An 18,018-nucleotide genomic window follows, 5' to 3' on the forward strand; every position below is an offset into this window, starting at 1 on the left:
CATTGAGCAGCAATCGGTTGATCGCCACTCGCCCCTCAACTCGGTAGCTCCAGAACCGTGCGCGCCAGAATGTTGCGCTGCACTTCGTTGGAGCCGCCGTAGATCTTCGCGGCACTGCCGTTGTAGAGCGCGGCCAGCAGGTGTTGCTGCCCGTCCCCCGTCGCCGTCGCCCCGGCCAAGGCGCCCAGGGACCCGGCACTGCGCACGATGACCAGGCCGATGCGCTGGTAAGTCTCAGTCGCCCAGATCTTGAGTATCGACACCGAGGGCGGCAAAGGCTCCCCGCGCTTCACATAGTCGGCGTACTGGGTGTAAAGCGCGGTGAGGTTCGCCACATCCAGGGCCAACTCGGCATAACGGGTACGGAAGGCAGAGTCGCCCATCAAATCAAGCTGCTGCCCCAGCGCCTTCAAATGCCCCAACGCATGCTGCGACTGCTTGGGGCTCCCCAAGTGCAAGCGCTCGAACCCGAGCAAAGCCTTGGCAATGGTCCAGCCTTGGTTCACCTGCCCTACCAGGTTTTCATGGGGCACACGCACGTTGTCGAAGAACACCTCACAGAACTCACAGTGCCCGGCGAGATCACGTATCGGACGCACGCTGATACCCGGCGAGTTCAGGTCACAGAGCAGGAAGCTGATACCCGCCTGCGGTTTGGCCGCCTTGTCGGTGCGCACCAACAGGAAAATGTGGGTGGCATCCTGGGCCAGGGTGGTCCAGGTTTTCTGGCCCGAAACAATGAAGTGCTCGCCCTCAAGCAGCGCCTCAGCACGCAGGTTGGCAAGGTCCGAGCCGGCATTGGGTTCGGAATAACCCTGGCACCAGATGTTCTCTCCGCTCAAGATTTTCGGTAGAAAACGCTGTTGCTGCTCGGCGGTTCCGAACCGCATCAGAACCGGCCCCACCATCAAAATCCCCTGATCCGGGGATCTTGCTACGCCGTAGGCTTCGAACTCCTCGTGCCAGGCGATCAGCTTGGCGGCAGGCAACCCCATGCCGCCATGAGCTTCAGGCCAGGCAGGGGCGATCCAGCCCTGCTGGGACAGGCAGCGGTACCAATCGCCGATTTCGTGCCAATGCACCCGGCGCGGCATATGCCGCAGGGGCGTTGGATAGTGCCTGATGAGAAAAGCGCGCAACATGCGGCGAAATTCGCCGTCTGACCAACAATCCCAATCGCCACGCCTCGGAAACTCACCGCTCCAGTCGCAAACCACCTGGTCCCGGGGGTTGTCATTTCGCGTCAGCTCGAGCCAGCGCAGCTTCAGGGTCTGCTCCGACCCGAAACGTGGCAGTAGCGCCAACACACGCTTGAAATAAAGCCCTACGTCGCACTCATCGGTCACGCCCATGGCGCCATGGAGGTGGACTGCCGCCTGACCGGCCTCCATGGCCGCGTGGCCGGCGCACAAATTGGCTTGCAGCGAGGCGATATTCAGCGCCTGATCCGTGGCACTAGCGACAGCCTGGCGCAGGCTGGCACGGGCCAGCTCGATCTGAATCAGCACATCGACACAGCGGTGCTGCAATACCTGGAAACTGCCGATCGGTTTGCCAAACTGGTGACGTTGCGAGATGTAGTCCCGGGTCAGTTCATGCATCTGCTCGGCAGCGCCCAGCAACTCGGCGCCGTACAACAGGCGACCGATGGAGGCGGCTCGGCCCAGCAGCTCGGCGACCTCCGGCCCCTGGGCAACAATCGCCGGCCGCGACAGGCAAACACCGTCGAAGCACAAGCGGGCCCGACAGCGCCCGTCGGCCTCGATCTGCGGCTCGACCCGAAGGCCTGCATTGTCGGCTGCCACGTACAGCAATATCGGCCCCTCTTGCTCATCCAGAGCAACGATCAGCCAGCCATCCGCCGGGTCGACAGGCACCACATACGGCGCCATGCCATACAGACGACGCTCACCCTCCACCCCAACTTCGATTCGACAGGCCATGGACGACGCACTCAGCCGCTCATCCAGATCCAGAGCGACGCCGACGATACGCTCGCCGCTTAACACCCACTCCAGCAGTTCACGAGCAGCGGCGGATGACGCACCGGCCAGCAGCGTCACCACCACGCCAGCAACTGCCGTGAACGGTTCGGGCGCCAGCCAGCGCCCGACTTTACGCGCCACCGCCGACGCGGCATCAAGGCCCAGCCCCAGCCCGCCGAGTGCCTCGGGCACCAGCATGGCCGGCCAGCCCAGGGCGACGATCTGCTGCCAGTCGTCACGGCCAAACTCCTGTTTTGGCAGCTCCTGGGGCTCGAATATGCGGTGCTGCCGGGGCACATTCAGGCCTCCGCGGTCCTTGAGAAATTTTTCTGCCGAATCCTCGATCGCGACCAGTACTTCTGTCATTTCTGCCTGAGGGTTGTGCATAGGGTGTGTCATGGTTACCTCGCTTTTTTAGACGCCTTTATCGACAGTTGCGCTGAGCACCATCGGCCCAGAAAGCCGGCCTTGCGAAAACTGTCGACCTGTTCGGTGCCTTTTTATTGTTCGATCGGCCACTGCCTGACCGCCCTTGACTCGTCTGCCGCCTACCTATGCTCAAGGTTCCTGGGTCAACAGGCCGCGGCCGATGACCTGGGCCTGAATTTCCGCAGCCCCCTCGAAAATGCTGAGGATCCTGGCATCGCACAGCACGCGGCTGATTTCGAATTCCAACGAATAGCCATTGCCACCATGGATCTGCAAACCCGCGTCGGCGTTGCTCCACGCCACCCGGGCAGCCAGCAACTTGGCCATGCCAGCCTGGATGTCACAGCGCCGGCCCTGCTCCTTGGCGGTCGCTGAAAACACCGTGAGCTGACGGGCCATGATCACTTCGGCCAACATCATCGCGAGCTTGTCCGACACCCGTGGGAACTCGATAATCGGTGCCCCGAACTGCTGGCGGTCGAGTGCGTATTGCCATGCCAGGTCGAACGCGCGCCACGCCACGCCAACCGCCCGGGCTGCGGTCTGTATCCGGGCCCCCTCGAAGGTTTGCATCAGTTGCCGAAAGCCCTGGCCCTGCACTCCACCCAGCAGCCCGTCAGCGTCGACTGCAAAACCATCAAAACCGATTTCATACTCTTTCATGCCCCGGTACCCCAGGACCTCGATCTCCCCACCACTCATACCCGCCGCAGGAAACGGTTCGGCTTGAGTACCTCGGGGTTTCCCCGCCAAAAACATCGACAGGCCGGCATGCCCCTCAACCCCTGGTTCGGACCTCGCCAGCAAGGTCATCAAGTCGCTGCGGGCGGCGTGGGTAATCCAGGTTTTGTTGCCATCAATGCGCCATCCGCCATCGACCGTGCGACTGGCGCGGGTACGCAGCGAGGCGAGGTCGGAGCCACTGTTGGGCTCGGTGAACACCGCCGTTGGCAAGATGTCTCCCGAGGCAATCCCCGGCAGCCAACGGGCCTTTTGTTCAGCAGTGCCGACCGAGTCGATAAGGTCCCCGGCGATTTCCGAGCGTGTGCCCAGCGAGCCGGCCGCGATCCAGCCGCGACTGAGCTCCTCGGTGACGATGCACATCGCTCGCTTGCCCAGCCCCATGCCGCCGTATTCAGTGGGGATGCAGATGCCAAACACCCCAAGCTCCGCCAACTGGGCAATCAACGCATCGGGGATCAACTCATCGTTGAGGTGCCACTGATGGGCATAGGGGGTGATTTCGTTGGCGGTAAAGCGCCGAAACTGATCGCGAATCAGGTCCAGATCCTGATCGAACAGGGTTTCGCTGACCCTGTCGCCCTCACGCCAGGCCTGCACCAGGGCCAAGCGCCCCGCCGCCCCACCGGCGGCTTGCAGAGCGCGAACATCCGGGTGTTCGGCAAGCCGCCGGGCGGCAGGCTCCAGATCCAGCTCCCCAGGGCGAAATATCTCGTTCTGCCCCATCGGGATGCCGCCAGAGAGCTGAGCCAAGTATTCGGCGATGCCTACGGCCAGGGCCATTTCATCCACCTTGCCCAGGTGCCCCTTGGCCGCCAATTGCCGGCCCCACTCGGCAGATCGAACAATCGCCTCCACCGTTGTCGCCACCCAGGCCAAACCATGGAGCAGGCGCTGATGCTGCTTGAGCGCAGCCGAAGCTGGCGGGCCGTCACTGCAGAAAAACTCACGGGCCGCCCCGTGAAGGGTGTGTCCATAGTGTTGCGCCGCCTGCGCAGCGCCCTGCAAATGAGCGGTAAAAGAAGTTGTTGTTGTCATAACCGTCTCAATCAATGAATGCATTCATGAAGTTGCCAACCAGGCGCCGCCATTACCCATGCCGGCTGCTCGCCACCAACCCGCTGTCATGCAGTTGGGCGATCTGCGCCGAGGTCAGTGACAGCACCTGCTCCAGGACCTGATCGGTGTTTTCCCCGAGATAAGGCGCCCGCACACCGGCATCGCGCGAGGTGCCGACAAAGGTCGCGGCCGCCCCGGGGGCTGGATACGTCAGCCCGCTGGGGTGGGTCAGTTGCGTATAGAGCGGCGAAGAAAGCGCCAGGCGCGGGTCGACCTGCATTGCCTCGCCCAAGGTGCGATAAGGGCTCCAGCACAGGTCATTGGCAGCAAAGCGGGCCGTCACCTGTTCCAGGGTGAGCTCGGCAATGCAGCGCTCGAAGATCGGGAACAAGGCATCGCGATGGATAAAGCGCTGCCCTTCATCACGCTCAAAAGAAACGCCAAGCACGCCTTCCAGTTGCTCGATCCGCTGTTTGAGCTGCAAAGCGTTCAGCAGCCCTTTCCACTGCTTGGCGGTAATGGCAACCACCATCAGGTATTGGTCATCAGCCGTAACGAAGTCCCGCCCAAAAGCGCCAAACAGCGCATTCCCCTGACGAGCACGATCTCCACTGTGCAGGGCTTCGGCGATCTGCCCGGTATTGCCCAATGCCGCCATGGCCACGTCAGACAGCGGGATTCGAACCTCCTGCCCTTGCCCGGTCAGGTTCCGCTGACGCTCTGCCGCCAGCGTCGCAAAAGCCGCGTAGGCTCCGGTCAGCAGATCCCAAGCCGGCAGCACATGGTTCACCGGGCGCTCTGCATTGACCTCATCGCCCGTCATGTAGGGCACGCCAATCGCAGCATTGACGGTGTAGTCGACCGCCGACGTACCGTCCCCCCAGCCCATGACCCGCACCGTAATCAAATCCGCGCGCTGCTTGCACAAGACTTCATGGGCAAGAAAACCGCCCACCGGGAAGTTGGTGACGAAAATTCCCGCATTCGCCCCGGGCGCGGTGATCAGGTCGATGGCCAACTGCCGACCTTCGGCGCGTGACAGGTCTAACGCCACGGATTGCTTGCCTTTATTCAAGCCCTCCCAATACAAGCTCGCGCCTGAACTGGATACCGGCCAACGCTTAAAGTCGGGGCCGCCGCCGATGGGGTCGATGCGAATCACTTCGGCGCCCAACTGTTGCAAATGCAGGGCACAGGAAGGCGCGGCGATAAAAGACGCACATTCGATGACACGTAAACCTTTCAAGAACGGGTACATGGGACCTGGCTCCTGCCGCTGAATCTATCGAGGGGTTGGCTCTTGCGTACAGCGCTCAACTCACCCGCTCAAAGATCGCCGCCAGCCCTTGGCCGCCACCGATACACATAGTCTCCAGGCCGTAGCGGCCATTACGCCGCCCCAGTTCGCGCAGCATGGTCGCCAGAATCCGGGTCCCTGTAGCCCCAACCGGATGGCCCAGGGAAATCCCCGAACCATTGACGTTCAGGCGCTCATAATCGCCCGCGCTGAAAGACAAGGCGCTGGTGCATGCCAGGACTTGCGCGGCGAACGCTTCGTTGATTTCAATCAGGTCCATGTCCTTGAGCGTCAGCCCGGCACGGCGCAGTACCAACTCGGTGGCCGGCACCGGACCGATGCCCATGCGCTCAGGCTCAACTCCCGTCACCGCCCAGTTGACCAGCCGGCCAAAAGGCCGCAATCCAAGCGCCTCAGCCTTTTCACGGGTTGTGACAATGCACACGGCGGCGCCGTCGTTCTGGCCGCTGGCGTTGCCCGCAGTCACCGTGGCTTCGGGGTCGGCGCCCAGGCGCACGGCCTTGAGTGCAGCCAGGCTTTCAATCGACACATCGGCCCGTGGATGCTCGTCGACGCTGACCTGCATCACCCCGTTGCGAGTCTTGACTGCGACCGGAACGATCTCCTCCTCAAAACTGCCATTAGCCTGCGCGGCAATCGCCCGCTGGTGAGAGCGCAGCGCCATTTCATCCTGCGCATGCCGACTGATGGCGTATTCACGACGAAGGTTTTCTGCGGTCTCCAGCATGCCGCCCGCCACCGGGTAGTGCTTGCCACCCGAAGTAATACGCCCCCGTGCAATGCGGTCCCACAATGGGCTGCAATCCCCCCGCAAGCCCCAGCGATTGCCCAGCACGTAGTGTTCAGCCTGGCTCATGCTTTCCGCACCGCCAGCAATGACCAGATCACAAGCCCCGGTCTGCACTCGCATTGCGGCATCGATCACCGCTTGCAGGCCGGAACCACAGCGCCGATCCAGTTGCAAACCAGGGACTTGAACCCCCAGCCCGGCGTCCAGCGCCGCGACCCGCCCAATAGCAGGGGCTTCGCCGTTGGGGTAGCACTGGCCAAGGATAACGTCGTCAATCACCTCGGGAGGTAGTCCGGTGCGCTTGACCAACTCACCGATCAGTTGTGCTGCCAGCTCGACAGCGGGAACGTCACGAAAGATGCCGCCATAGCGACCTACCGCAGTACGCATCGGCTCACAAATAACTGCTTCACGCATAGTGTTCACTCACTTTGTAGAGAAATGATTTCGAGGGGCCGCACAGCAGGAGATGCCCCCCGTTCAGGACGCTTGAACAGGCGCACTCGACCGTGGGCTTGGAAGCGGCTTTCCGGGCAGCGCCGAACCAGGCGTTCATACTGCGCAGTCCCCGGTGTTGATCGCTCTGGCAAGAATGCGTCGTGCGCGCTCGATCAGCGGCCGGTCGATCATCTCGCCATCAAGCTGCACCGCGGCGCCGCTGTCACAGGCCTTCAGCGCAGCGCGCGCCCAGGCAATCGCTTGGTCATCCGGCACGAACGCCTGCTTGATCGGCAACACCTGGCGCGGGTGAATCGCCAGCTTGCCGCCAAAGCCAAGGCCGGCGGCCATCAATGCCTCGTGGTGCACCGCCTCCGGGTCGTCAAAACGTGTGGCAATACCGTCCAACGGCGGCGGCAAGCCTGCCAGCCGCGACTGCAATACCAGCACCCCGCGGCAGTAAGCCAGCGCCCCCCAGCTCGGCTGGCAGCCCAGGTCCAGGGCAAGATCCAGCGCACCCAGGGCGGCTTGAACCACACCCGGGGCCTGAAGCAGGCCGGCGAGGTCAATAAAGGCGTTGGCGGTTTCCACGAGTGCAATCACCGGCACCTGGTACCCCAGCAGATCGTGCACGCGCTGGATATCGGCGGCCGTTTCGGCCTTGGCCAGCATCAGCCCATCAAAACGCGCAGCGCGCAGCGCGATGAGATCGCCTTCGAAGGCCTCGCTGGCGGCGGCATTGATCCGAATAATGACCGGCACCGATTGAATCCCATGCAGAACCACGGAGCGCCGAGCTACGTCGCGTGCTGCCGGCGCCACGCCGTCTTCCAGATCCAGAACGACGGTATCGGCCCCACTGGCGGCAGCCTTGGCAAAACGCTCGGGGCGATCGCCCGGCACAAACAAGGCCGCAATCGGCGCCCGAAAAGAGCTGCTTAACATGTCGCACTGGCCTCCATGTTCACCTGGTTATCCGCATCCTGGGTCCACCCCTCAAGGCTGGCTCCCTGCTGCTGCCAATTCACCGCAGCACGAAATGCCCGTCCGCCAATCAAGGGGGCTAGACCACGGTAGGCAAAGCGTTGCGGCACCCGCCCGGCATGGCTGGCCATCAGGTTGAAGAGCACGCTGGCCTGCAGCGGCCCATGGACCACCAGCCCGGGGTAACCCTCTTCACCGGTGGCGTAGGGCAAGTCGTAGTGGATGCGGTGGGCATTGAAGGTCAGTGCGCTGTAACGCAGCAGCAGCGTTGGCGGAGTCTGTACCCAGCATTGCCGCTGGCCCCGTCGCGGCGGTGCTGCCTCGGCTGGGCCCGCAGTGCAGGTCGCGGCGCCTCGATAGACGATGTCCTGGCGCTCGCGAATGGCCAACCTTCCAGCGCAGGACAACTCATGTTCGACCGTGACGAAACACAACTGGCCGCTGCGCCCGGTCTTGAAGCGGATATCGGCAATGGTCGACACCCGCTGGATACGCTGGCCAAGTGGCAGCGGTGCCAGAGTGTGCACTTCACCCCCCGCCCACATTCGCCGAGGCAGAGGCACCGGCGGTAAAAAACCGCCACGTTGCGGATGCCCATCAATCCCCAGCTCATCCATGCCGGCCTGTGCCGTGGACGGAGCAAGGCACCAGTGCAAACCCGGCGGCGCATGACTTTCGGTTTGCCAAAGATGCGGACCCAGGGTGGCACGATAGGCCTCGAGCATCTGCTCGGTGAGCAGCGCCTCGCACACTTCGCGGCGCCCCAGCCAGGCCTGGATTGCCTCAGGTTGCTGAGTGCTCATCGCCAAGCCTCCGGTAAGCGGGCAAGGCAGCGTTGTTGCGGACCCTTGAAGCTCATGGCTCTATCTCCTTATTGAGTGGCTGCTGACTGAGCGGTCAGACCGGATCCCAACAGAACACATCGGCGCTCACCTGCAAGGGCGTGAAGCCATCGGCCAACGCCGGCATGGCATGTTCGGCGATGCTCAGCGGGCTCCAACCTTCACTCTGTTGCACCGAGCGCAGCGGGCGGCTCTGACTCATCAGCATCACTTCGTTGCGACGTACGGTGAACACCTGCCCGTTCACATCCTTGGCCCGATCGGACAGCAAGTACGCGGCGAGTGGCGTGTTCTTTTCCGGGGTCATCTGCTTGAGGCGCCCAACCCGCGCCGTCTCCTGCGGGCTCGTTTGCGCAATAGCGCTGGTCATGCGGCTCCAGGCAAATGGGGCGATGCAGTTGGAACGCACGTTGAAGCGCTGCATGTCGAGGGCGATGGATTTGGAGAGCGCGACAATGCCCAGCTTGGCCGCCGAATAGTTGGCCTGGCCGACGTTGCCGATTAGCCCGGAGGCGCTGACCATGTGCACGAAGGCGCCACTTTCCTGCTGGCGAAAGTGCTCGGCCGCCGCACGGCTGACGAAGAAACTGCCGTTGAGGTGAACCTGGATCACCGACAACCAGTCTTGCGGGCTCATTTTGTGAAAAATCACGTCACGAATAATCCCCGCGTTGTTCACCACGCCGTCGATCCGACCGAAGCTGTCCAGCGCGCAAGCGATGATGTGTTGCGCGCCACTCCACTCGGCAACGCTGTCGGTATTGATGACTGCGCGCCCGCCTTCGGCCTCGATCAGTTTCAGGGTTTCCTCAGCCGGCGAGGAGGAACCGCCCTCGCCTCCCAGTGACACGCCGACGTCGTTTATGACCACCGCCGCACCGGCGCGCGCCATCTCCAGCGCCATGGCCCGCCCGATACCGCCACCGGCGCCCGTCACCACAATCACTTTGCTTTCTAAAATCACTATTCTGAACCTCAATCAGCAATCGGAAATTTAGCAAAACGAGAAACCTTCTATCCCTGGCCATCTTGCTCTGCACGACGAAGCTTAAAAGCAACGAAAAATCCTACAAACAATAAGGATAAGTCGACATTCAGCCTTAACAGTCCACGGAAATCACGGCCTACTCCTGATTATCCATAGAACTGAAACACCTTGTTTTAATCATCATGCTGAATAGCATTCTCCATATTGAAAACAAAATCAACTTGAAGTAGCTTCGACATCCACAACACGACTCACACCGCCGACAACGACGGAGGCCTGTTTTTTCTAGAGATGAGGAATGACTGACAAATGAACACGAACACCAGCAAGCGCCCCTTGGAGGGCGTGCGTGTACTGGACCTCTCCCGCGTACTGGCAGGCCCGTGGTGCACGCAGATATTGGGAGATTTCGGCGCCGACGTGGCCAAGATCGAAATGGTCGGGGTGGGTGATGACACCCGCAGATGGGGACCTCCATTCCTTCCCGAGGACAGCGAGGGCGGGCCAGGTGAAAGCGCCTATTACCTTGGCTGCAACAGGAACAAGCGCTCCGCGGCGATCGATATCGCTGACCCGGCAGGCGCCGACCTGATCCGGCGCCTTGCGGCACAGGCCGATATCCTGGTTGAAAATTTCCGGGTCGGCGGGCTGAAAAAATACCAGCTCGACTACGAGAGCCTGCGAGCCATCAACCCTAAATTGGTCTATTGCTCCATCACCGGCTTCGGCCAGGACGGCCCGTACGCAGACCGCGGCGGTTATGACTTCATCGCCCAGGGCATGGGCGGCCTCATGAGTATCACCGGCGATCGGGATGCCGCTCCCACCAAGGTCGGGGTCGCCATCACCGACCTGACTACCGGTATCTACGCCAACGTCTCGGTGCTGATCGCCCTGCGTCACGCAGAGAAAACCGGCATCGGCCAGCACATCGACTGTTCGCTGCTCGATACCCAGATTGCCATGCTCGCCAATCAGGCCATGAGCTGGCTGGTGGGCGCCACAGTGCCGGGGCGCATGGGTAATGCGCACCCGACAGTGGTTCCGTATCGCACGTTCGAAAGCCTGGATGGCGACCTGATCATCGCAGTGGGCAACGACCACCAGTTCAAAGCACTGGTCCATGTGCTGGGGCGCCCCGACCTCGCGCTTGACGAGCGATTCATGGAGAACTCAGGACGCGTCATTCACCGTGATGCACTGGAAGCCGAACTTGAAGAGATCGTAGGAACATGGCGCAGTCACCAACTGATAGCGCAACTGGTCGCTGCCAAGGTTCCGGCAGGCCCCGTCAACACCATCGACCAGGTCTTTGCCGACCCGTTTATCGAAGCAAGAAAATCGGTCCACCATTTCGTGCGAGACGATAACGTAGACATCCCCACCCTGGCCTATCCTGGCAAGCTCTCCGAGACACCTGCCGACTATCGTCGCGAGCCGCCAAGGCTTGGACAGCACACCGAAGAAATTCTTAGCCAGTGGATCAACCTCTCGACTGATGAGTTACGACACTTGGCAGCTGCCGGCGTGATCTGGAATCGCCCAGGGCAACAAAGCCCTACATCGTGAGCGCTGCAAATCCACTGGAGACCTACACGCCTCAGCATGAGAGCAAGGTTAAAAGTGCAGATTTGAAGGTCACGACCACCATTTCAAATCGCTCTTTTAAACCAAAAACCGTGGATCCAGGCGAAATACAAATAACACGCAACACAAACGGGCCTGACAAACCTCCTTAATTACAAACCGCATAAAGCGATCCTGAGCAACGCCAACAGAACGACTAACGATAGCCGCGTGATGGCGAGTCACAACCTCGCACTGTACCGATATATTTTTACCCTACAAAAAGTCAAACCCTTATAAAAATAATAAACACAGGCATACACATGAACAATATTGCTCAGACACAAGCACTGACACTTAATAAAGATCGAACTTGGATTGTAGTTTTCTTTTTTTGCTTTATCTGCCTAGTCGCTGACGGCACCGACCTGATGCTCCTTTCCTATAGTTTAAGCAGCCTGAAATCGGAGTTTGGGCTGACCAGCCTTGAGGCGGGGACTTTAGGCAGTTTGACATTGGCCGGCATGGCCATAGGTGGCATTTACGGTGGATGGTTGTGTGACCGCTTCGGCAGGGTCAAGACCATCATCTGGAGCATTGTGTTATTCAGTCTGGCCAGCGGTGCCCTAGGGCTGGCGAATAGCTACAGCCAATTTGCAGTTATACGTTTTATCGCATCCCTGGGCTTGGGCGCGGTTTATGTGGCCTGTACGACCCTTATGGCGGAATACGTGCCCACACGGTACAGAACCACGGTCCTTGGCACCCTGCAGGCGGGCTACTCGGTAGGCTATATAGTCGCGACCTTGCTTGCGGGGTGGATCTTGCCCGAGCACGGTTGGCGCTGGTTATTTTATGTTTCCGCGATTCCCGTGGTGCTCGCGGTATTCATGCAGATCTTTGTTCCTGAATCAGACATTTGGTTAAAAGCACGCGCCGATCGCTTGAAAACCAAAGGAACTCAACCGCGAACATGGACCCGCAGCAAAGGCGCTGGCACCTTCAGACAGATCTGGAATGACCCGGCCGCCAACCGCATGTTTATATTCTGGGCGCTCACTGCCTGCTTCCTGCAGTTTGGTTACTTTGGCGTGAACAACTGGATGCCTTCATATCTCGAAGGTGAACTGGGGATCAAGTTCAAGTCCATGACCACCTATATGGTTGGAACTTACACCGCCATGATAGTAGGCAAAATATTAGCCGGCATCGCCGCGGATAAATTCGGCCGCCGAGCCACCTTTGCATTTGGGACACTATCAACTGCCGCTTTCCTGCCCATCATCGTGTTGTTTCAAACACCGGAAACCATCTTGCCGCTGATGGTGACCTTTGGTTTTCTGTATGGAATACCCTATGCCGTCAACGCCACCTACATGACAGAAAGCTTTGAGGCAAAGTTTCGAGGAACGGCCGTGGGCGGTGCTTATAATATCGGGCGTATTGGCGCAGCCATTGCTCCGGCAACCATAGGTTTTCTGGCCACGTATGCGTCCATTGGTACCGGCTTCTTGATTATGGGGGCGGCCTATTTCATTTGCGGAGTTATTCCCGCGCTGTTTATCAAAGAAAAGCAATTCGACCCCATCAAGCAATAAACCTCTAAACATTGACCCGTTATAAATCCCCCCTTGTTTAACTGAAGAACACACACGGTCCTTGAGCTCTGTACCCTGGACAAAGGCGCCGGCTTTGGCACTGATGCCGAGACACTACGGTCTTGGGATGAGTAGGTGCATAGCGCCATCTGATACAGCCCCTCAGCGCTGCTGGAGATTCAGCAGCGCCCGCTCCAGCGCATTGATAGCCGTTTCGACCTCCTCCACCGCCGGCCTGAGCTGCGCCGATGTCACTTGCGAGTCTTCGCATGCCGCTTCGAGGCGCCGACAGCACTCCACCAACTGCTCGCCTGTCACCACCCGCGCAGCACCTTTGATGCGATGCGCCAGCTCCGAAAGTTTGTCGATCTCGCCTTCTTGCAACAACGTGAACATCCGTTGGCAGTCCTTGCGATTGCTGTTGATCAGTTCATCCAGGATCTGGCGGAATTTCACCGGTTCGCTGCTGATCAACAACTCCAGCGGGCCAAGATCGACCAGTTGCGCCACCCCGTGTGTCGCGTCCAGTGGCTGCAAGGAGGAATGTTCGAGCTGATCGGCCTGGTGCAGCGCCAGCAGGCGAGCGTCCAGGTCATCAATCCCGATGGGCTTGATCAGGCAATCGTTCATGCCCGCCAGGATGCACAGTTCAAGCTCTTCGGGTTGGGCGTCTGCGGTAAGGCCGAGAATCACGGTGGGCTCCAACGCCCGCTCCTGCTCCATACGGCGGATTGCACGAGTCAGCTCGACACCGTTCATGACCGGCATGTGGCAGTCGGTAATGACAATATCGAAAGGCTGTTCACTCCAGTATTCAAAGGCCTTCTGGCCGTTTTCCGCCTCGCCGACATCGTGGCCGAGGAACTCCAGTTGCTGGCACAGCACTTGGCGATTGACCTGATGATCATCCACCACCAGCACCTGCAGGCGATAACGCTGGGGGGACGTTGGTAGCGCCGAGAGCTGCGTGACGCTGATGGGCTCAAGCACTTGCACCCGCAGCTCAATCTCGACCTGCGTACCCCGACCCAAGGTGCTGCTGATGTTCAGCCGGCCCCCCATCATTTCGCACAGCGAGCGACAGATCACCAGGCCCAGGCCCGTACCTTCAGAGTGCTGCATCGTGCGCTGCACCTGGAAAAACGGTAGGAACAGGCGCTGCTGATCGACCGAGCTGATACCGATGCCGCTGTCTTCGACACGGATACTCACATTGAGCAGGCTGCTGTCGCTCAAGCTGCCCACGATACTGATCTTGACTATGCCCTCTTCAGTGAACTTGATCGCATTGCTGACCAGGTTGGAGAGAATCTGCTTGAACCGCAGGGCGTCGACCAGAACATCGCAATTGATGCACGAGTCGATCTCCAGCACCAGGTTCAGGCGTTTCTGTCGCGCCAGCCCCTCAAATACCCGCGCGACCGATTCAACCAGTTCGCGCAGGTTGGCGCGCTTGGGCGAAAGGCTCAGGCGGCCCGATTCGATACGGGCGATATCGAGGATATCGCCGATTAATTCCAGCAGGCTTCTGGCCGAAGTGTGGGCAATTTCGATGCTCGCACGGTCGATGGGCTCGCTGTCGGCGCGCTTGAGCGCCAGCTCCAGGATGCCGATGACCGCGTTCATGGGCGTGCGAATTTCATGACTCATGGTTGCCAGGAAGCTGGTCTTGGCCCGACTGGCGTCGTCCGCGTGGTTTTTCGCCTCCTGCAACTGCTGCACCAGGTGACGGTGTTCGGTGATGTCGACCCAACCGCAGATCACACCCTTAAGAACGCCCTGGGCGCTCTGAAACGGATGTGCCCAGTGGCTGATCCAGACTTCCCGGCCTTGCAGTTGAACGGCATGCACCGACTCGACCGTTTGCCCCTCGTCCAGGGCTCGTTGGTAGTCACGATGGAAATCAGGCGGGCCTTCGAAGTTTTCCGCAGGCAACTGCTGCACTGCTTTGTTCAGCACCTGTTCTCTGCCCAGACCGACGCTTTTCAGGTAGCTGCGGTTGCACGACAGCACGCGGCCCGCGGTGTCACAGACGTACAGCGGCGGCGGCATGCAGTCGGTCAAGGTTTCGACAAACCGCAACTGATCGTTGAGCATCCGCTCGGCGGTGCGCCGCGCCTTGATTTGTCGACGCAGGTAAATCACCCAAACCAGGGACAACAGCACCAGAAGCGCAGCACCGGCGATTACCTCGCTGATCACCCGCTGATAATCGACCCAAGTCTGCCCGCTCATGCCTGGCGGGGAGCGCCAGCGATTGGAGATCGCGTTCAATTCATCCGGCGCAATGTTCTGCAAAACCGTGTCGATGATCGACTGCAGCTCCGCATCGCTGCGGCGCAAGGCAAAGTTGATCGTACTCGGCCCGAGATCGATTACATGGTTGATGACCAACTTGTCGCGAAACAGTCGCTCGGTGTAATAGCGTGCTGCGGGCAGCGCGATAACGGCGGCATCGGCCTTGCCCTCGTAGAGCAGATTCATCGAATCCAGGGTGCTGCCGGCTTCGATCACTTGCGCTTGCGGATAGCTTTGACGCAGCCGCTGCAGAGCGACGTGACCGGAAGGAATGGCCACCCGCTTATTCACCAGATCGCCCAGCTTGCCTTGCTGCTCGATATCGCTGAGCAACACAAAAGGGCCGGCAATCAGCGGCCTGGAAAAGCGCAGGTAGTCTTCCCGCTCGGGGCTCGCCGTCATCAGCGCCAGATCGGCCTCGCCCTGTTGCAGGGCTTGGATGATCTGCGGGTAACCGCCGCTGCGCGAGACCACTTGAAAGTCCAGGCCGGTACTCAGGGTGATCACTTCCAGAAGATCGATCACACTGCCGGAAAAGACCCCATTGGCATCAAAATAGGCACCGGGGGCCAGGTCGTCATTGATCACTAGTCGCGCCACCGGGTGCCGCTCGATCCAGCGCAACTGTTCCGGGGTCAGGTGGATCGGCTCTTCGCCGGGAATAAAGCTGTTACCGACCCAGCGTTTGGCCAGAATGTTCAACTGATCATGACCAATGGTCTCGATGGCCACATCCACCAGGTGCTGCAAGCGAGTGTTGTCGCCCCGCAGCGCATATCTGTAGCCACCGAGGGGCAAATCGGCAAAACGCTCGAAGCGCACGTAGCCGTAGAACGAACGATTTATCTGGTAATAGGCGCTGTACAGGTCATCGAGGTAAGCATCGGCCTGGCCAAAGGCAGCGGCGGCAATCGCCTGCTCATGGCTGGCAAAAACCCTGAAATCGGCACCCGGATAGCGCTGCTGCAACTCCGTCAGGTGCTCACCCGTGACGGCCACGCGCACGCCGGCCAGTTCAAGGGGCGAATGCTGTGGCTCGGCGTTGCGTTTGAACAACGCGAGCCGGTCCCGAGCATAGGGCATGCTGAAAATAAGGTCTTGGCGTGGCAACGAACTGCCGTGGCGACTGACCATATCGATGCTGCCCGCTTGCAGGGCCTGCTCGGCATCCTGATCGTTGGCGAAGGCCACGATTTTCACCTGGACGCCGAGCAACTGCGCAACCAGGTGGGTGGCATCAGCGCTGATGCCCTCGTATTGGTTGTCCTGGGCATTGACCGAGAATGGCGGCGACTCGCTGGGCGACACACCGACCCTGAGTTCGGCCTTGTGCCGCAGCCAGCGCCAGTCGTCAGGCGAAATCGCCATATCGTGACGGTCGATGCGCAATTGACTGGAGAGCGCCTTGGGCACTAGACCCGGCGAAGCAGCGACCACTGAGGCGCTGATGGAAAGCAGGCACAAGCACAGCCAGAAAGAACGTAAATACATGGGAGTTCAGAGACCGAAAATGCCTGGGAATACGGGAGCCGGTTGTGGGTAAACGCAGCCGTCGCGGCTCGCGCAATAATAGATCAAAGCCGTTGGCCAGGCTTAATCATCGTTACCCGGCCCATTCTGGTTTGCCGCCCGGCCCAGGCAGTAGTCGATAAAGTGATTTTCCGGCATGGGGCGGGCGAACAGGAAGCCCTGGCCGATGCTGCAACCCAACTCGATCAGGCGAGCCTGTTGCTCGACGGTTTCCACACCTTCAATGACCAGCGAAATGTTCAGTGCCCGCGCCAGTGCCACCGAGCAACTGACGATCGCGGCACTCCGGGGCTGGCTTTGCATTTTGTGCACGAACGCCCGGTCGAGCTTGATCTGGCTGAATGGCAGCTCGCTGAGCCGATCCAGGGACGAATAGCCGGCGCCAAAATCATCCATGGCCAGGCCACAGCCAAGAATCCGCAGCCGTACCAGGTTCTCCAGGCTGCTGGCCGGAGCACCGATAAGCGCGGACTCGGTGATCTCGAACATCACGCTGGCCGGCGGCACCTTGGCACGCTTGAGCAGCATCGGAATGCGCTCGGTCAACACGGCGTTGGCCAACTGCGCCGGGTGCAGATTGAACGCCAGGTTGATCCCCCGGCCCTGGGCCGCCAGCCGCTGGTGCAGGGCCAGGCCCTGTTCGAACAGATGCCAGAACATCCTGTCGATCAGATTGTGCTGCTCCATCACCGGTAAAAAGTGCGCGGGGGCCAAGATCCCCAACTGCGGGTGCGCCCAGCGCGCGAGCACTTCGGCACCGACCAGGACCTGCCCATGCAGGGTGACTTTGGGTTGGTAATAGGCCTCGAATTGGTGGTCGTCCAGGCCCTGTCGCACGTCGCCCAGCGTTGGCATCTCGGCCGGCGACAGCAAAATGGGCGCAGCATTGCAACGCGCCTGGTAGCGTTTGACCAGCAGGCAGAAGCCCTCCATGTTGAAGGGCTTGCCCAAATCACCGAGGAACGGCAGGCCCAGGCAGTGGATCATCGACACCGTGGCCTGGCGCAGGATAGGTTCAAGCTCGCTGCACAGCACTACCCCCCGCACCTTGCCGCTGTTGCTGGCATGACGCAGAAAGGCCAGGCCATCCATCCCAGCCATTTTCAGATCACAGAGCACAATATCCACGTGGCTGCACTCGGCCAGGATAGCCACCGCTTTATCGCCGTCCGCTGCTTGCAGCACGCGGCCCGGCAGCAGCTTTTCCAGCGCGGTCACGGTGACCAGACGCTGGAAGGGTTCATCCTCGAGCACCAAAACAATCAAGTCTTGCATCGCAGGTCTACACACAAAAGGGGGGGATGATCAGTGTGCGAGGCTGCATCTGAGGCCTAAATGGGAAATTTCCTATGTCATCCAAGAATTTTCCGAAGCTAAACTAGGAGCAAGTACTCCGCTGTCCGACTCGGCTAATAATGGCGTCAGCATTTTCCCAATAAGACGTCCCATGAC

The 18,018-nt window shown here is 60.2% G+C and carries 11 protein-coding genes; 2 read left to right on the plus strand and 9 right to left on the minus strand.

Features of this window, described 5'->3' with window-relative positions; translation table 11 throughout:
- Positions 1 to 35 precede the first annotated feature (35 nt).
- From ACOZJV_RS03625 to ACOZJV_RS03655, 7 genes are all read right to left on the minus strand, one after another.
- Positions 36 to 2,351 (minus strand): acyl-CoA dehydrogenase, encoded by a 2,316-nt coding sequence (locus ACOZJV_RS03625; protein ID WP_421546862.1) that lies wholly within the window; start codon positions 2,349 to 2,351, stop codon positions 36 to 38.
- Positions 2,352 to 2,543: 192 nt separating this feature from the next.
- Positions 2,544 to 4,193 carry an acyl-CoA dehydrogenase family protein gene (locus ACOZJV_RS03630; RefSeq protein ID WP_421546863.1) on the minus strand — a complete coding sequence of 550 codons (1,650 nt, stop codon included), beginning with the start codon at positions 4,191 to 4,193 and terminating at the stop codon, positions 2,544 to 2,546.
- Between the two features lie 52 nt (positions 4,194 to 4,245).
- Positions 4,246 to 5,472 (minus strand): CoA transferase, encoded by a 1,227-nt coding sequence (locus tag ACOZJV_RS03635; protein WP_421546864.1) that lies wholly within the window; start codon positions 5,470 to 5,472, stop codon positions 4,246 to 4,248.
- Between the two features lie 55 nt (positions 5,473 to 5,527).
- Complete coding sequence (locus ACOZJV_RS03640; RefSeq protein WP_421546865.1) at positions 5,528 to 6,739, minus strand: acetyl-CoA C-acetyltransferase; 1,212 nt, start codon at positions 6,737 to 6,739, stop codon at positions 5,528 to 5,530.
- Between the two features lie 135 nt (positions 6,740 to 6,874).
- On the minus strand, positions 6,875 to 7,705 hold the full coding sequence (locus tag ACOZJV_RS03645; protein WP_421546866.1) for an HpcH/HpaI aldolase/citrate lyase family protein: 831 nt from the start codon (positions 7,703 to 7,705) through the stop codon (positions 6,875 to 6,877).
- Positions 7,699 to 8,547, minus strand: a complete 849-nt coding sequence (locus ACOZJV_RS03650) for an FAS1-like dehydratase domain-containing protein (RefSeq protein ID WP_421546867.1) — start codon at positions 8,545 to 8,547, stop codon at positions 7,699 to 7,701. The genes ACOZJV_RS03645 and ACOZJV_RS03650 overlap by 7 nt, the downstream gene beginning before the upstream one ends.
- A gap of 94 nt (positions 8,548 to 8,641) precedes the next feature.
- On the minus strand, positions 8,642 to 9,553 hold the full coding sequence (locus tag ACOZJV_RS03655) for an SDR family NAD(P)-dependent oxidoreductase (protein ID WP_421547577.1): 912 nt from the start codon (positions 9,551 to 9,553) through the stop codon (positions 8,642 to 8,644).
- A gap of 330 nt (positions 9,554 to 9,883) precedes the next feature.
- Here ACOZJV_RS03655 and ACOZJV_RS03660 point away from each other — a divergent pair, with 330 nt between their 5' ends.
- Positions 9,884 to 11,143, plus strand: a complete 1,260-nt coding sequence (locus ACOZJV_RS03660) for a CaiB/BaiF CoA transferase family protein (protein ID WP_421546868.1) — start codon at positions 9,884 to 9,886, stop codon at positions 11,141 to 11,143.
- Positions 11,144 to 11,463: 320 nt separating this feature from the next.
- Complete coding sequence (locus ACOZJV_RS03665; RefSeq protein WP_421546869.1) at positions 11,464 to 12,738, plus strand: MFS transporter; 1,275 nt, start codon at positions 11,464 to 11,466, stop codon at positions 12,736 to 12,738.
- Positions 12,739 to 12,900: 162 nt separating this feature from the next.
- Here ACOZJV_RS03665 and ACOZJV_RS03670 read toward each other — a convergent pair whose 3' ends face one another.
- Together ACOZJV_RS03670 and ACOZJV_RS03675 are read right to left on the minus strand one after the other, a co-directional pair.
- The gene (locus ACOZJV_RS03670; protein ID WP_421546870.1) at positions 12,901 to 16,527 is read right to left on the minus strand and encodes a transporter substrate-binding domain-containing protein; all 3,627 of its coding nucleotides are present in this window, start codon (positions 16,525 to 16,527) and stop codon (positions 12,901 to 12,903) included.
- Positions 16,528 to 16,629: 102 nt separating this feature from the next.
- Complete coding sequence (locus ACOZJV_RS03675) at positions 16,630 to 17,841, minus strand: EAL domain-containing response regulator (RefSeq protein WP_078473476.1); 1,212 nt, start codon at positions 17,839 to 17,841, stop codon at positions 16,630 to 16,632.
- Between the last annotated feature and the right edge of the window lie 177 nt (positions 17,842 to 18,018).

This window comes from Pseudomonas sp. QD4 (assembly GCF_049199125.1).
GTDB lineage: Bacteria > Pseudomonadota > Gammaproteobacteria > Pseudomonadales > Pseudomonadaceae > Aquipseudomonas.